Annotated in this window: 15 protein-coding genes; 7 read left to right on the forward strand and 8 right to left on the reverse strand. The window is 39.5% G+C overall.

The window, feature by feature from the left end; translation table 11 throughout:
• Positions 1 to 15: 15 nt before the first annotated feature.
• The 3 genes from BSO02S_RS22130 to BSO02S_RS22140 all read left to right on the forward strand — a co-directional run bounded on the left by BSO02S_RS22130 (position 16) and on the right by BSO02S_RS22140 (position 2,243).
• Complete coding sequence (locus BSO02S_RS22130) at positions 16 to 567, forward strand: NADPH-dependent FMN reductase (protein WP_007085796.1); 552 nt, start codon at positions 16 to 18, stop codon at positions 565 to 567.
• Between the two features lie 302 nt (positions 568 to 869).
• A complete protein-coding gene (locus BSO02S_RS22135) occupies positions 870 to 1,262 on the forward strand; it encodes an Rrf2 family transcriptional regulator (RefSeq protein ID WP_066072819.1) in 393 nt (130 codons plus the stop codon).
• Positions 1,263 to 1,340: 78 nt separating this feature from the next.
• Positions 1,341 to 2,243, forward strand: a complete 903-nt coding sequence (locus BSO02S_RS22140) for an NAD(P)/FAD-dependent oxidoreductase (RefSeq protein WP_066072841.1) — start codon at positions 1,341 to 1,343, stop codon at positions 2,241 to 2,243.
• Between the two features lie 802 nt (positions 2,244 to 3,045).
• Here the strand turns inward: BSO02S_RS22140 and BSO02S_RS22145 are convergent.
• Positions 3,046 to 4,308 (reverse strand): Vps62-related protein, encoded by a 1,263-nt coding sequence (locus BSO02S_RS22145; RefSeq protein WP_066072821.1) that lies wholly within the window; start codon positions 4,306 to 4,308, stop codon positions 3,046 to 3,048.
• A gap of 540 nt (positions 4,309 to 4,848) precedes the next feature.
• On the opposite strand from BSO02S_RS22145, the gene BSO02S_RS22150 reads away from it, so the two are divergent.
• The 3 genes from BSO02S_RS22150 to BSO02S_RS22160 all read left to right on the forward strand — a co-directional run bounded on the left by BSO02S_RS22150 (position 4,849) and on the right by BSO02S_RS22160 (position 5,909).
• Positions 4,849 to 5,166 carry a hypothetical protein gene (locus tag BSO02S_RS22150; RefSeq protein ID WP_066072823.1) on the forward strand — a complete coding sequence of 106 codons (318 nt, stop codon included), beginning with the start codon at positions 4,849 to 4,851 and terminating at the stop codon, positions 5,164 to 5,166.
• A 210-nt stretch (positions 5,167 to 5,376) separates the two neighbouring features.
• A complete protein-coding gene (locus BSO02S_RS22155; RefSeq protein ID WP_066072825.1) occupies positions 5,377 to 5,640 on the forward strand; it encodes a hypothetical protein in 264 nt (87 codons plus the stop codon).
• The gene (locus BSO02S_RS22160) at positions 5,613 to 5,909 is read left to right on the forward strand and encodes a GNAT family N-acetyltransferase (RefSeq protein WP_169802786.1); all 297 of its coding nucleotides are present in this window, start codon (positions 5,613 to 5,615) and stop codon (positions 5,907 to 5,909) included. The genes BSO02S_RS22155 and BSO02S_RS22160 overlap by 28 nt, the downstream gene beginning before the upstream one ends.
• 514 nt (positions 5,910 to 6,423) lie before the next feature.
• On the opposite strand, the gene BSO02S_RS22165 is transcribed toward BSO02S_RS22160, so the two are convergent.
• From BSO02S_RS22165 to BSO02S_RS22190, 6 genes are all read right to left on the reverse strand, one after another.
• Complete coding sequence (locus BSO02S_RS22165) at positions 6,424 to 6,636, reverse strand: hypothetical protein (protein ID WP_066072829.1); 213 nt, start codon at positions 6,634 to 6,636, stop codon at positions 6,424 to 6,426.
• Between the two features lie 315 nt (positions 6,637 to 6,951).
• Complete coding sequence (locus tag BSO02S_RS22170) at positions 6,952 to 7,833, reverse strand: ABC transporter permease (protein WP_084375136.1); 882 nt, start codon at positions 7,831 to 7,833, stop codon at positions 6,952 to 6,954.
• Positions 7,820 to 8,590 (reverse strand): ABC transporter ATP-binding protein, encoded by a 771-nt coding sequence (locus tag BSO02S_RS22175; protein WP_066072846.1) that lies wholly within the window; start codon positions 8,588 to 8,590, stop codon positions 7,820 to 7,822. Before BSO02S_RS22175 ends, BSO02S_RS22170 begins: the two co-directional genes overlap by 14 nt.
• Positions 8,591 to 8,609: 19 nt before the next feature.
• A complete protein-coding gene (locus BSO02S_RS22180) occupies positions 8,610 to 9,665 on the reverse strand; it encodes an ABC transporter substrate-binding protein (protein WP_235846983.1) in 1,056 nt (351 codons plus the stop codon).
• A gap of 14 nt (positions 9,666 to 9,679) precedes the next feature.
• A complete protein-coding gene (locus BSO02S_RS22185) occupies positions 9,680 to 10,717 on the reverse strand; it encodes a Nif3-like dinuclear metal center hexameric protein (RefSeq protein ID WP_066072831.1) in 1,038 nt (345 codons plus the stop codon).
• Between the two features lie 142 nt (positions 10,718 to 10,859).
• Entirely contained in the window at positions 10,860 to 11,213 is a 354-nt protein-coding gene (locus BSO02S_RS22190; protein WP_066072833.1) for a Na-translocating system protein MpsC family protein, read from the reverse strand.
• 421 nt (positions 11,214 to 11,634) lie between these two features.
• Between BSO02S_RS22190 and tatC the strand changes: the two genes are divergently transcribed.
• Entirely contained in the window at positions 11,635 to 12,375 is a 741-nt protein-coding gene (gene tatC / locus BSO02S_RS22195; protein WP_066072835.1) for a twin-arginine translocase subunit TatC, read from the forward strand.
• A gap of 107 nt (positions 12,376 to 12,482) precedes the next feature.
• On the opposite strand, the gene BSO02S_RS22200 is transcribed toward tatC, so the two are convergent.
• Entirely contained in the window at positions 12,483 to 13,436 is a 954-nt protein-coding gene (locus BSO02S_RS22200; protein ID WP_066072836.1) for an NAD(P)-dependent alcohol dehydrogenase, read from the reverse strand.
• Positions 13,437 to 14,666 lie beyond the last annotated feature (1,230 nt).

Consider the following 14,666-nt stretch of genomic DNA (forward strand, 5'->3'; position numbering starts at 1 on the left):
AGGAGGAAATAAAGGATGAATATTGTTGTACTCGTAGGAAGTCTAAGGAAAGAGTCTTATAACATGCAGCTGGCTAAAACAATGCAGGAAAGATACAAAGAAAAAATGAACTTGGAAATTGCCGACATCCGTTCCTTGCCTCATTTTGATCAAGATGAAGAAAACAATCCGCCGCAGTCTGTAAAAGAATTCAAAGAGGCAGTTTCAAATGCTGACGGAGTTGTCATTATTACTCCGGAATACAACTGGTCGATTCCTGGTGTTTTGAAAAACGCCTTGGACTGGGCTTCGAGGGTGGATAAGGTTTTCATTGGCAAACCAGTCATGGCTCTCGGTGCGACTATGGGAATGCTCGGAACCGTCCGTGCCCAAATGCATTTGCGTGAAATTCTGGATGCCCCTGGCATTCAAGCAAGAATCCTTCCTCCGGGCGGAAATGAAGTACTAATCGGTTTTGCCCATCAGAAGTTTGATGAACAATCAGGCCAATTAGTTGACGAAGGAACGCTTAATTTCTTGGACAGTAAAGTCGAAGCATTTATTGACTTTGTAAAATCACAAAATTAAATGAACAACAAAAAGACCGGCCCGCAATATGGCCGGTCTTTTCGCTTACCTGAGGAGGTGTCTGCCAGGTAAGGTGGATATGGCGGCTAACGGGATCCTCCTCCTATGGACAGGTACGTTCTACCCCGGCTACCGTAATGATAAAACTATATAAAAAATGGTCACCCAGAAATATCTGGCTGACCTTATAATACGAACGTGGCAGGTTGAATAAAGCAGGTATCTTGACAATCGTTTTTACACAATTCTAATAGATATTAGAGAGTCTTATAGTCTTTAATAGATAGGAAGGGTTGAATACATTGAAGTACTCAAAAGCAACTAATTACGCTCTTCATACAATGTTAAATTTAGCCTTGTCAAAATCAAGCAAACCAATAGGGGTACAGACACTAGCAGAAAAGCTGAATGTTTCACCAACTTGCTTATCTAAAATCCTAACCAAGCTTGTAAAAGAAGGAATGGTATCTTCTGTGTCAGGAGCAAATGGTGGATATTCATTGACAAGAGGCTGGGAATCCATTTCTTTTCTTGATATTATTTTTGCTATTGAGGGAAAGTCATCATTGTTTGAGTGCGGATTAGACCATGGACCTCAATGTCAGATCCAAAAAGTAATGTTGAAGTCCGAAGAAAAAATGGAAGAAGAATTAAGGCGGCAAACCCTGGCAGATTTAGCTAAGACATCTGAATAATTAAATGATGTCTTTTTTTATCCTCCTATTATAGATAATAAAGGTCTTTAATATATTTAATTAAAAGGAGTGTATATTATTATGTTAGATTGTGTAATTGTAGGTGGAGGTCCAGCGGGTTTAAACGCTGCACTTGTATTAGGCAGGGCAAGAAGAAATGTGATTTTATTCGACAATAACTCTCCAAGAAACGCAGTTACCCAAGAGTCGCATGGATTTATTACAAGAGACGGAATTAAACCAAGGGAATTTAGAGAAATTGCTCATCAGGACATAGCCAAGTATCCTTCTATCATGATAAGAAATGAAAAAATTATTGATGTAAAAAAAACGGGAATGCATTTCGAAGTCGTGACCGAAAAAGGAGAATGTATTGAAGGGAAGAAGGTGATTTTAGCTACAGGACTTAAGGAAATTCATCCGGCAATAGAAAACATTATGGATTTCTATGGAAAAAGTCTTTTCAGCTGTCCTTATTGTGATGGCTGGGAGTTGAAAGACCTTCCGCTAATGATTATTTCAGAAAGCCACTCTGCTTTCCATATGGCTAAAACAGTTTACAATTGGAGCAAAGACTTAATTGTTTGTACCAATGGAAAGAAGATATTAACCGTAGAGCAAAAGAATATGTTACAAAGAAAAGGAATTAAAGTATATGAGCAAAAAATTAAATCTCTAATTGGCGGAAATGGGAGTTTAGAAGCTGTAATTTTTGAGGATGGTGAAGAGGTAAAGAGGAATGGAGGATTTGTGACACCTGAATGGATTCAAGCCACCACTTTCGGTCAATCTTTAGGATGTAAAACACACGAGCTCGGTGGAATTATAACTGATCAATTTGGCAGAACTAATATTGAAGGGCTATATGCCGCTGGAGATACATCAGTTATTGCTCCTTCACAAGTGATTATTGCAGCAGCGGAAGGTTCTAGAGCCGCAATGGGAGTCAATACAGACTTATCTCAAGATGATTTTAATTAAACTATTTAAAAACTTTGTGAAACAATGTACTTAAACTATAGGGTAGCTTGAGCTTTGAAAATGATCGCTGCGGCGATCTTCTTTTGTTATTGAGCTAACTGGCAGAATAGTCTAACAGTGGGAGGTTTATTATGTTCGTGCTTAATATGCTATTAGCAATAACGGGAATGGCAATATTGATGTTAAATCTAATTTTCTTTGCATCCAAAATACTACGAAACAAAAAGAACTTTTACTCTTGGTTTATCTAAGCAATAATCGTTTTCTTTTTAGGAGTTGCCCTTTGGCAAAGTTTAAGCCGTATCAAATAAGATTAATTCTTATTCAAGGAACGGGGCAGGTTACTTGAATAAGGAATAACTGTCTTTTTAACGAATCTTAATTTGTTAAGAGGGTATATTTTATGTCAGATTCTTGGGAATTTTTTTTAGATATAATAGGTTTAAATCAAGACATAAGGGAACAAGCTAACTTAAATGTAGGAGTCTCGCCAGCATTTCGCGAAAAACAACGATAAGCAACATTCGACAAGCAATTCATAGCCATTTTATAGGCTAAGGTATTAAGAGTTTTCAAAAACTTCGTATTTTAGTCTTTTCTGGACATTGATTATTAGATGGGTTGTTGAACAATACTAAAAGGTAAAATCCATATAAACCTTTTACTCATATGGTATTCAGCAATTCCTCATTTTCTGTACAATCCCTTAGCGTATGTTTTGAGCTTTTAGTTGGTGGGACCTCCTATAAAAAAATCGCCTTTTTAAGGGCGATTTTTTTAACATCTTAAATTCCTGGTAAGATTAGTGTTTATGCTTTTTTCGATTATTAAATTCATCATGTTGGACGATTGAAACAGTTAAGTTCGGGTATTGTGAGATTGCTACACTAGGAGTCTTAAGCATTAGAGCAGGACCTATTTGACTTCTGTCTCCACGCAACACTTTTATATTGTAAGAAGATGACCAAATTCCAACGGCAGTTTTCGCTGAAACGGGAATTTCACTGGAAATAGTCTCATTTGTGAATTCACGAACTGTGTTACTTTCTTCAAATCCAAGCTCCGAATTGACAGTGCAACTAATTTTCCCTTCCCCCCCAAATAATGAAAATCCGGATTCCGCTGATATTGAGATACCTGTTTTTTTGCTCCAAGTTTTAGAATTCTCTTTCTCAATTCCAGACTCATACTGATATTTCAAAGTTCCCTTATCCGATGTTTCATTATCTTGGAAAGCTAAAAGGGTGTAAAAATTTTCTCGTTGCATGTAATAAAAAGGACTGTTTTGTAACTTCCAACTTATCGGGAATTCATTATCATTGACGCTAGTCATCGGAATTATTACTTCTCGATCCAGTACAGGTGGTGTTGACTTTGTAGGTGAATGTTTACCATTTAAAATTGGTGCTAAAGAATCATTAAATTTTGTAGTGGGCAAAGGTAATCTTAGGACGCTAGGGACAGTCTGAGGTTTTGCATGGTTTCTATTACCTATAAAAGTGCCCGGGGCAAACAAACCAAAGTCTTGGTCATACAACTGTCCTGAAACGCAAATTTTGTGAGCACTAAAATCTTCGCGTGCTCCTGAGCCACTGTCATCGTAAATCCAGTCACCCACTATTCCAGAGTATGTTAGATCACTTCTAACACACACTACATCTTTCAAAGAAGGCTTATTGTGATTACCTACAAAAACGTCTCCCAAAGAGACATATCCCTGAGGTGGTACGGGTCTCCAACAAGATCCATCCATTTTTGATCCTGAGCGACTATCGTTCCATATATAAATGTAATCTACAGGGTGCGCCAATGCATTAGTTCCTGGGGCAGCTTTAACACACATTACTGCCATCCCGTTGTTAATATCATAATAGCCGCCAACTCCGACTGATCCTAGAGGAAAAAAACCATTTTTACACACAGGATGAAAGAAAGAAACATCGTGTTTTCCGCCACTACCCTTATCATTCCACCGAAATGCAAACATTCCTGTGAATGAAATAATGAGATCTCCAAATCGAACTTCACTTAATTGAACGGTTGATACTGCTTGATCAGATGTCATACAGTTCCTCCTAATATAAATTGATTTACTTACATTACAACTTTTTTAGTTAATTGGACGTTTTAAGTTTATGTAGATATAAGTATAGTAGACCACTATGAAAGAAATTCTTATGAATGGATACTTTTTTCCGAAATAACCAAATATTTCTACTCGCTAAGTCTTAAGTCTTTTAAGATTGACATAAGCCGAGTTATGTTCGGTCAAAATTACAAAACAAAAGCAACCTCAGGTGTCTTTTTTTAAATAAATTGTAGTCCGTAGTTTTTGTCTTCTAATTAATAGTAAGTAAAAAGTTAGAGATTGTGAAACTTTGCACTTAAACAAACGGGTGCAAGAGCTTAAGATCGGATCGCTGCGGCGGTCTTTTTTTCTTCTTGAAGTAACGTGGCAGGTTAGTTGAATAAGCCTTGATGATAAAATTAATTAAATTATACCAATTGTGGTGTTATAAGTGATTGAGTATGCTAGTATTCAAACCAACAGGATAAAATTAGACGAGGTTTCTCTATTAATATTAAATAAAGGATGGTAATCTCGATGAAATACGTAACAATCTTTCTCGCCATATCACTCTTACTTTGTGGATGTGGGAAAGAGAGAATAGAAAAAAATAGCCAAAAATCAATAAACGAAAAATTGACCAAAGAATTTAAGGCGAATGTCATAAAAGCTGAACAACTTGCTTGCGAAGAAATAAATATCCAGTTACCAAAAGCATACTGTCAAACAAACGTAATAATGGAAGATGTGGCGACGGTTGAAGTCTTTGAAAATGAGAAAATCGTAAAAGAAGTGGAAGTAAATCTAAAGACGAACAAAGTAACAATCAAACAAACTAATGACACGTCGGAATGACGTCTTTTAAATTAAAACCGTTCTTTTTCTTGTTCAACTAACGGGTGCAAGAGTTCAAGAGCAGCTGCTATTTTGGCGGCTGTTCTTATTGTGCTAACGGGCAGGATAATTAATAATCTGTACACATTGATAGAGGTTTTTTCCTAGGGAGTAGAGAAGAATTACTATATGTACCAAGCTAAAACATTATTAATAGAAAAGGATGATTAAATGGAAAGAGATTATAAAAAAATCCCATATTTTTTAAAGGGACAAGAACCTATAAAACATACAACAAGCAGATTACAGTTTAAGAAGGTAACTGAAGGTTTAGAAGAAGAATTTAAAGGAAATATCGGAAAGATTATAATAGGATCTTTAGATTCTATGGACCAAAGATTGCTTGATAAACAAGCAACCATTGAAGAATTAGTGATGAATATTGGTCAGTGGATGAGAATCACTTTGTGTATAAGAAGGATTGGTGGAAGATAGCATACTTGGAAGGGACCGTGGTCGGAATTACTCAACCAGTAGTCTATAAAGGTAGCGAAATAGATGGATTGGTGGAAGGGACAATCCACTACATTGGAGTATTGCCTGAACATAGAGGTCAAGGATATATAATTGACCTTCTACAAGAAGCGACTGAAACTCTAAAATCTATTGGTGTGTGGCGAATATTTTCTGATACAGATATTAACAACTTACCAATGAGGAATGCTTTTGAAAAGGTCGGATATTCCGTTTGGAGAAAAAATTAATTCGTAAAATATTCTAATTATCGACTCAGAAAACATGATTAATAACACATACTTTGTGAACAAATTTACTTAAGCTAACGAGTTCGACGCTTCAATATCGGAGGATCGCTTTTTCCTTCTTCAATTAAAGGTCACGATAGTTGGAATTCGTTTCTCTTTTATTCATATTTGTCACCTTTCACTTCTTGATCCTTTTAGACTCACGATAAGACACTATTCCAACTAGGACTTTTTTTTAGCTATTTCAACTAATACCTCGAGCAAACCAATGGGATTTCTATTAAGTTCAATAAGACCAATTTTTATCGCCTCAAAGTACAAGTTATGAAAGAATTTTTCCGTTTACAGAGAGAATATTCCGCTTTTCGTACCATAAAAATTGCAATTTATTTGAAGGGGATGTATTCCCTTTAAAGGAAGCTTAACAATTAAAAAATGACTTCCAACAGGAAGTCGTACATAAGGAGAGGTCTTTTACTTAAAGAAGGTAATTCAACTAAAGTAGGGTCAAATCTTATAATTTCTTACGTACTGCTGTTGATAATGGGACAGCAAATTCTAGAGGAGCTCCTAGAGGAATTAATGTAGTTCCAACTGTAGTAAATCCAACAGGAGTGACTCGTGGGGTTTTAGCAGCCCCAGAACCAATTTGCAAAACTCCACCATTGACCATCGAACCAATTTGCAAAGTCCTGATATCAAATGATTGTTGAAGATGTTCATCCATTTTAATCACCTCTTATTAATATATGATTAAGAGTTAGGTTTAATTCTGATAATAATTTAATGCCAAAAAGTAAACGAGAAATTAACTCATATTGCGAGGTGTGATCATGAAAATTCTTGTTTGTGGTTATTGTGGAGGAAAAAAATCGGGTGCCAGGCACCATCCTAGTAAGAGGTGCCTGGCACGCCCCGAAGTTTGTCGAATATTGGTAGGCTGTAATTGTTATCCTTTGGATCAACCAAAGCCATGAAATGGAGACACTTGGGACAAGGAGAAAGCCACTACCTATAGATAGTGGCCTTGCTCTCCCTATTTCTAATCAAAATGGTAGATTTTCTGCATTTTCTTGCCGGCCATATTCACTAACCAGTACATCAGGACTGACAAGACGGCCAAAAGGGTAATGCTGGTCATTACTAGATTCATTTGGAAAACTTGACCCCCATAGGTAATGAGGAAGCCTAAACCCGCTTTGGAGGAGAGAAATTCACCCATAATTACTCCGACAAGGGTAAGCCCGACATTCACTTTCATGGTCGCAACAAAATTTGGGATGCTGGCTGGAAGAAGGACCATTCTCATCATTTGCCAGCGTGTAGCGCCAAATGATTCCATCAGCTTCATTTTGCTTTTGGAGATCTCATGGAAGCCGGATTGGACCATGATTACGGTGACGATGATTGAGATAGCAATCGCCATTCCATAGATTGATAGCCGGTCTCCAAGCCAGATGTAGAAAATAGGTCCAAGCGCCACTTTCGGCAAGGCATTCAGTACGACAATATAGGGCTCGACCACTGCGGAGAGAAAACTGGAACTCCAGAGCAGGATTGCGATAAGTGTGCCAATCAACATGGATATGATAAAACCTAACAGTGTTTCCTTCGAGGTAACCCATGTATGATGCAGAATATCACCTTTAATTAATAATTCTTTAAAAGAAGCGAGAATTTGGGAAGGTTTACTTGTCAACATAGTGTCAATCCAATTCATATGTGCCGCTAATTCCCAAACACCTAAAAACACGATAAGAACTAGCCATTGTACCAAGCGGATTGATAGGTAGTGATGCCGCTGCTTGCGTAAGTAAGATTGGTATCGAACGCTGGGTGATTTTCTGTTTGGTACCCGTGTCGCAATAGATTCTGTTGCGAGATTGCTTGAAGTCGATAATACCTTAGGGTTAGGTACGGACATTTTCTTCCAACTCCCTCCAAATTTTATTAAAGTAAGTATGGTATTCCGGGGTCTCCCTCGTACAAAAAGGAGAAGGCCGTCCGTTAGAATATTCCATTCGATAATCGGACTGAATAGTACTAGGTCTTCGAGACATCACAATCACTCGATCGGCCATCGAGATGGCCTCGGAGATGTCATGGGTGACCAAGATTGCTGTTTTCCCTTGTTCGCGCAGGATGGAGGAAATTTCATCAGATAAATTCAGGCGAGTTTGATAGTCTAATGCAGAAAAAGGTTCGTCCAACAACAAGATCTCCGGCTTCACGACTAAGGTTCGAATTAGGGCAACTCGCTGTCGCATTCCTCCAGAAAGCTGTTTTGGACTGTGATGAACAAATTCCCCCAAGCCATAGCGATGCAAGAGATGTAGGGCCCGATCCTTAGCCTCTTGTCGATCCATTCCGCGGATTTCCGCACCGACTAGGACATTGTTCAAAATATCTCTCCATTCAAATAAGTGATCATGCTGCAGCATGTATCCTATTCGCTTGGAAGGCTCCTTCACTTTTTCTCCGAAGAGTCTTACATCTCCTTCAGTCGGCTTAATCATCCCTGAGATGAGGGAAAGGAGGGTGCTTTTTCCGCACCCGCTAGGACCGACAATGCTGATGAACTCTCCTTCTTGTATAGAGAGGTTGATATGTTGTAAAGCTTTTGTTTCCTCTTTTGGCGTAAAGTAATGCAGGGAAACATCACGCAATTCAATCTGCGTCATCACTTTCAGCTCCTTCACCTTAATTTCCTTCTTGTACTGCTTTCTCTGCAAAAGTTGTTTCAACGATATCTTCATGCTTGACCTTTTGATTGGACGGTAGTACTCCGCTATCAACCAGAATGTCCTGGAGGGTATCCAATTGTGCCTGGTCTAAAACGGGATTTTTAGCCCACGAATTCTGATTGGCATATCGTTCCACTGATTTTTGGATTAACTCTTTGGATGTTCCTTGGAAATAAGGCTCTAGAACGGCTGCTGCTTCCTCGGCTGAATGTTCATTCAGCCATTGGATAGCCTTATAGACCGCATTCGACCACTTTTGCATAATTTCAGGATTATTCTTGATAAATTCATCCGTTGCTACATACGATGTCTCCGGATAGGATCCGATGGCGTCCCCCATGGATGCGACTAGTTTAGCCTTGCCTGATTGCTCCAGCATGGAAGCGAGAGGCTCAAACACCTGGATATATTCGCCTTTACCGCTTTCGAATGCCCCAACCATGGCAGTGGAGGCAAGATTGGTGATCAGGTCAGTCTTACCGACTTGATTTTTCTTAAGTAATTGAGACATCACCATCTCCGGGGAACTTCCCGGCCTCCAGCTCACCACGGCTTGGCCATTCAAGTCGCTCCATTGAAACTTGCCCTTGGGGTTTCGTGCCATTAAGAATGAGCCATCCGTTGCCGTAAGCTGATAAAACACCTTTACGGACTTTTTCCCGTGTTGATTAAAGATAAAGACAGCCGACTCTGGACCTACCAAAGAAATGTCTGCTGTTCCGGACAGTAATGCTGCTGCCCCTTTGTCCGAGCCTTGGGCCGTCATCATATCGACTTTTATGCCCTCTTCCCGGAAAAATCCTTTTTCCATGGCAATATAATGAGGGGCATAAAAGATAGAACGAATGACTTCCGAAAATCGAACCTCAACCATCTTTTCCCCCTCCTGCTTGGGGACAGCACCGTCCTTTGTGCTCGTGGTTTGTGCCGAATTACTACAACCAGTTAACGTCAACGAAAGTGCGGTAAAACAGGCCATCATTACTCCTGAGATTTTTTTCAAACTGTACATAACTCAATTCCCCCTTAAATTTTAATTGGTTCCTTTGACACCAAATAATTTAACGCCATATCCTTTCCATAATTCTGAATCTCCGGATGTCCTGCGTGTGCAAGCGGCATCGCGGTAACCCGTTCTCGAAGGACATAAATTTCGATCTCCGGCAGCAAATATTCCAGGGCATAGGCTAAGGGAAGGCCATTTTCTAAAATTTCCACGGAGTGTGGATTTCCGATAATAAAGGTTAGCCCCAGGCGTTTCGCTTCCATGACCAACGGATGATTCTCCCGCACTCGGCTGATGCTTGCGATAATCGTATCGGTCTCTGGATACAGGTCAAGAGCTTGGTGTAGATGTTCGACAGTAAACCCGCTATGCGGGAAAAAGTGGAGGATATGCTTGACTGGAGTGTCCTGATTTCCATTCAGAATCTCCGCTGGATTGGCCAATGTTGCCTCTTCCAAAAAATTGGTGGACCGGATATCTTGTTCGGATTTTAATAGAGCGGATTCAATCGGGCGTCCGATGTATCTATCGAGACGCTTCAGAATATCCCCTGCCGTTTGGATTTCCTCCATGGCGAGTCCTTTGTGCAAGACATTCCCATGAATTCCTCCAAAACTAGTGTCTGTTTTGAGCTTCTGATGACCATGCAAATAGGCTAATCCAGGATGAAGCCCATGAAAGGCTTCATGCAGTTCAATGACGGATAAATTGTAAAGGGGTAGGTACTGTGCGAATGGGACTCCGCCTGAATTGGCAGCATCCGCCACCGGATGATGGACCACAAGGAGGTCAAGCCCCATCCCGGAAGCTAATTCAATTCCGCATTCCGTCATGGTCATGGCTACTCCGATTTTTTTTACAGGTGCATTCATATCGCCAAACACAAGTCCTGGGATTTCAATCACGCTTTTTCCAGGGATATTGGACGTCTTTGTCACCACAAAAGGATTGCTGCCTTTGGAAATTTCATTCCAATCCATTATCATGCGGCCTTTGGTAATGACATTCAAGGCTTGCATGACATCATGGATGGTTAACTCATTCTGAATATCTATCATTTTCTTTCCTCCTATAAAGTTGGTGAAAAATAAAAACCGCTTACCAAGAAAACACACCAAAGCCGTTAAGCTTTAGCTAGTTTCTTGATAAGCGGTTTGAAAGCCTCTACATAGTGGACCTTAAACCTGCTAATCGTTCTCTTTATTCAATCGTTTCTTTAAGGATAATGACCGTCAACGCCTGTTCTGTACGTGGATCATAGTCCTTAAAAATAACTTGAACCGGAAGGCAGAGCGTTTCTTCAATCTTGGAAGCTAGTATATCTTTGTATGCTTCGATGATGGAGGAATCAACTGCTCGTGTCAATAATCGCTGTGTTTCATCTAATACTTTCAAAGCGGGGATCCTTTTATGGAGGGCATAGATAAATACCTTGTCCCCCATCACTTCAATTCGCTGTGATTTTATCCCGATTCCAAAAAGCTCTTGATTCACCGTGTTGTAGATTTTGATAATTTCAAGCTTTAATTGGTTAACGGAGAGCTGCAGCTTCATCCTTTCACCTCAATTAATGTTTGCTATTAATCATAGTAGGATTGTACATACCCATAATATACATATACTTGATACTATTGTCAATATTCTTAATATTAAATTATTTATAACCACCTTAAATGAAACTATAATCTCTCATAATAATAGGGATAAATCTAACAAAAAGGAGTTAAATCAATTAAGCACCCCCTCGGTTCCGTCTCCTTGCTAGGATTCTGAAAATGAGGGGATAGTAAACAAATATGTAGGTTCAAACGGGATGTAGGGACAGGCTCCTTGTCGAACTAAGTGGGACGAGGAGCTTGTTCCTATTCATGTAAGGTGGGTCATCGATGGTTTCATTATTCGACAAATTTTGCGTGGAAGGATGCACCGTTCGGATGATATAATACATACTATCCTAGAATTGAGGAGCGCCTCTATGAAAAATAACGAGCTTCAAATAATGGATCATTTAGATGAATTACGAAAAAGATTGATCATTACCGCTGTTGCTTTTATTCTCTTTCTTTCCCTTGGACTTTTCTTTGCAAAAGATATCTATAACTTTTTTATGGGTAACCTTGGCTATAAGCTCATGGTATTGGGACCCAGTGATATCATCTGGATTTTTTTCCACTTGGCCACCATCATCGCCGTGGCAGGAACCATCCCTGTATTATCGTGGCAAATTTGGTTATTTGTAAAGCCTGCCTTGAAGGCGTATGAAAGAAAGGCGGCACTATCCTATATACCAGCGATGTTTTTTCTTTTTCTCGCGGGGCTTGCATTCGGATACTTTTTTATCTTTCCAAACATCATGACGTTTCTGCTGAAAATGGGCGACGGTCTCATGATCCCTTCGTTTACAGCAGAAAAATATGTTGGTTTCTTAATTAACATGACGCTGCCATTCGGCATCGCCTTTGAAATGCCGCTCGTATTAATGTTTTTAACCACCCTGGGCATCTTAAATCCCTATAAAGTGGTGAAACTGCGCAAGTATGCCTATTTCATACTCGTCATTATCGCATCGATGATTTCTCCCCCAGAAATCATGTCGCATCTATCAGTAGCCGTACCGCTGATACTCTTATTTGAAATTAGTATCTTCTTAGCAAAGATTGTCTTTAAAAAAAAGCAAATGCGCCAGAATCTTTTAGATTCGGCGGAAATGGGTTAAATAGTAGAGACCGGATTCAGGAGATGAATCCGGCCTTCTGCACTAACCTGCACCGTTTGTTTAAGAGGGCATTCACTCCATCAATGCCCCCAATATGTACAATTACTCTATTTGACTCTAAGAACAATCTTCCCCTTTGTACGCCCACTTTCAATGTGCCGGTGTGCCTCTACAATGTGTTCCAAAGGAAAACACTTCTCAATAACAGGTCTTAATTTTTCTTCCTCCACAAGACCACTTAAGAAACCCAAGTCCCTATCATTTGGTTTTGTAAGATGGATCTTTGCTTTTTTGCGACCTATAAATGAACCTATCATCAATTGAAACGGGTGGTATTTAGGGGAAAATAGGTGTTCCGTAATGTAAACCCCTTTCTCGGTTAAAGAGGGTAAACAACTGAAAAAGGTTCGCTTGCCAACTGCATCCAGAATAACATCATACTTATTTCTATTATCCGTAAAATCTTCCTTGGTATAATCAAGAACATAATGTGCCCCAAGTTCCTTAACCCAATCAAGATTGGAGGTACTACAAACAGCAGTTACCTCAGCCCCAAAGTAATTGGCAAGTTGTAAGGCAAAGTGTCCTACACCCCCAGATGCTCCATATATTAAGACTTTTTGTCCTTGCTTTACCTGTGCTACGTCTCTCAATGCTTGTAGGGCAGTTTGAGCAGCACACGGTATAGCAGCTGCTTCTTCGAAAGTTATGTTTTTCGGCATATGACATAGGAAATTCTCACGTGGAGAAACATATTCAGAATGGGATCCAAAGCAACTCCCGAATACGTGATCACCCACCTTAAATTTGCATACATTTTTACCGACAGCCTCAATAGTACCCGCAACATCTATGCCCAGTATGGAATTTTTGGGTTTTGTTAGTCCATTATCTAACCTTGTAGGAAAATAACCCTTTCGGTACAAATAGTCTAAAGCATTGATAGATGCACTGTGCACACTAATCAACACTCTATCTTGATCCTTGATGGATGGCTGTTCGACATCCTTTATACCCATAACTTCAGGGGGACCATAGGTACTATAAACAGCTGCTCTCACCTGAATTACCTCCTTAATAGTTAGAACTAGTCAATGCTCTCTTCCCCCAAAAAAAGGAGAATAAATTAAACTACAGCTGAAAAATAAGCAGTTTTATTAATTCTAATATTAAAGTCAGACGAGGATCATTCGTTTTAACTTTATATATTCATCTAATTAACTTTTATGACCTACTGAAATCATTAAAAATATTTAAGGTAAAGAAACACTCAATACTCAAAAAATGAATAATAGTTGTCGAGTCTTTCTTTGCTTTTTGAGTAGCACTCTATTTGTACTATCCTGCATCGATAGTTCAATACCTTACGTTTCCATTTCTATAATCAAGGCAATGATTCCTCTAATATAACCAGTTTTGAGGTCAGACCCCCGCGCTAATAAAAATTTAAAGCGATAAAGCGTGAGAGAAAAGCGGAGAAGATATATATTGCTAACGGGTTCCGTACTGCTGCTTTTATCTTTCGAAAAAAATCCCCAGAAAACAGGAAAACCAACCTACGCCGTCGTAAGGAGCGCACTGAAAATAATAAAATCAGCAGGTTTTCAGTGCCCTTGGAGGATGAAAATGGATGCCCACTGGCACTCAGAGAGGTTTTCAGTGCCCATGGAGGGTGAAAATGGATGCCCACTGGCACTCAGAGAGGTTTTCAGTGCCCATGGAGGGTGAAAGTGGATGCCCACGGGCACTCAGAGAGGTTTTCAGTGCCCATGAAGGGTGAAAATGGATGCCTACGGGCACTCAGAAAGGTTATTAGTGCCCATCGTCGTAAGCAAAAGGGTGGTTTACGCAAATAACTTCGCAGATAACCACCATTCGTCCTTATTTTTAAAGGCAAGGGGTAACAAAGGTTTATATATCAAGGTTAAGGGCATTTTTAATCAAACGTTTGAATGATCATTTATTATGGGGAAATGAGATGAAATTTGTCTGCGCTTCTGTACCAGGGTAGTAAGCAGCAGACCCGGTAACAGTGGGGTAATCAATTTGAAAGGGAAAAGTAGAAGTAGAACTCGTCTACCTCGATGTTTCTTGGATTTTAAAAGCTAGAAAGTTGAAAAAGCCGGCTTCATCACTAATCCGGCCCATTCTATATTAAACAAGTTCATAATCAGTCACATTGCCTACAAAAGGGTTACTAGCAGAAAAGCGGGTGCCAGGCACCATCCAACTAGTGGAAGATCAAGAATATGATTATGATTGCTGCCTTAAGTTTGTTTAACTAACGCAAA

The organism is Neobacillus soli NBRC 102451 (genome assembly GCF_001591665.1).
In the GTDB taxonomy this organism is placed as follows: domain Bacteria; phylum Bacillota; class Bacilli; order Bacillales; family Cytobacillaceae; genus Neobacillus; species Neobacillus soli.

Excerpts from the sequence above, each read along its gene's own strand:
- BSO02S_RS22130 (WP_007085796.1), top strand. The coding sequence starts at position 16 with ATGAATATTGTTGTACTCGTAGGAAGTCTAAGGAAAGAGTCTTATAAC.
- tatC (WP_066072835.1), top strand. The coding sequence starts at position 11,635 with ATGAAAAATAACGAGCTTCAAATAATGGATCATTTAGATGAATTACGA.
- BSO02S_RS22175 (WP_066072846.1), bottom strand. The coding sequence starts at position 8,590 with ATGACGCAGATTGAATTGCGTGATGTTTCCCTGCATTACTTTACGCCA.
- BSO02S_RS22165 (WP_066072829.1), bottom strand. The coding sequence starts at position 6,636 with ATGGATGAACATCTTCAACAATCATTTGATATCAGGACTTTGCAAATT.
- BSO02S_RS22190 (WP_066072833.1), bottom strand. The coding sequence starts at position 11,213 with ATGAAGCTGCAGCTCTCCGTTAACCAATTAAAGCTTGAAATTATCAAA.
- BSO02S_RS22155 (WP_066072825.1), top strand. The coding sequence starts at position 5,377 with ATGGAAAGAGATTATAAAAAAATCCCATATTTTTTAAAGGGACAAGAA.
- BSO02S_RS22150 (WP_066072823.1), top strand. The coding sequence starts at position 4,849 with ATGAAATACGTAACAATCTTTCTCGCCATATCACTCTTACTTTGTGGA.
- BSO02S_RS22185 (WP_066072831.1), bottom strand. The coding sequence starts at position 10,717 with ATGATAGATATTCAGAATGAGTTAACCATCCATGATGTCATGCAAGCC.
- BSO02S_RS22170 (WP_084375136.1), bottom strand. The coding sequence starts at position 7,833 with ATGTCCGTACCTAACCCTAAGGTATTATCGACTTCAAGCAATCTCGCA.
- BSO02S_RS22180 (WP_235846983.1), bottom strand. The coding sequence starts at position 9,665 with ATGTACAGTTTGAAAAAAATCTCAGGAGTAATGATGGCCTGTTTTACC.
- BSO02S_RS22145 (WP_066072821.1), bottom strand. The coding sequence starts at position 4,308 with ATGACATCTGATCAAGCAGTATCAACCGTTCAATTAAGTGAAGTTCGA.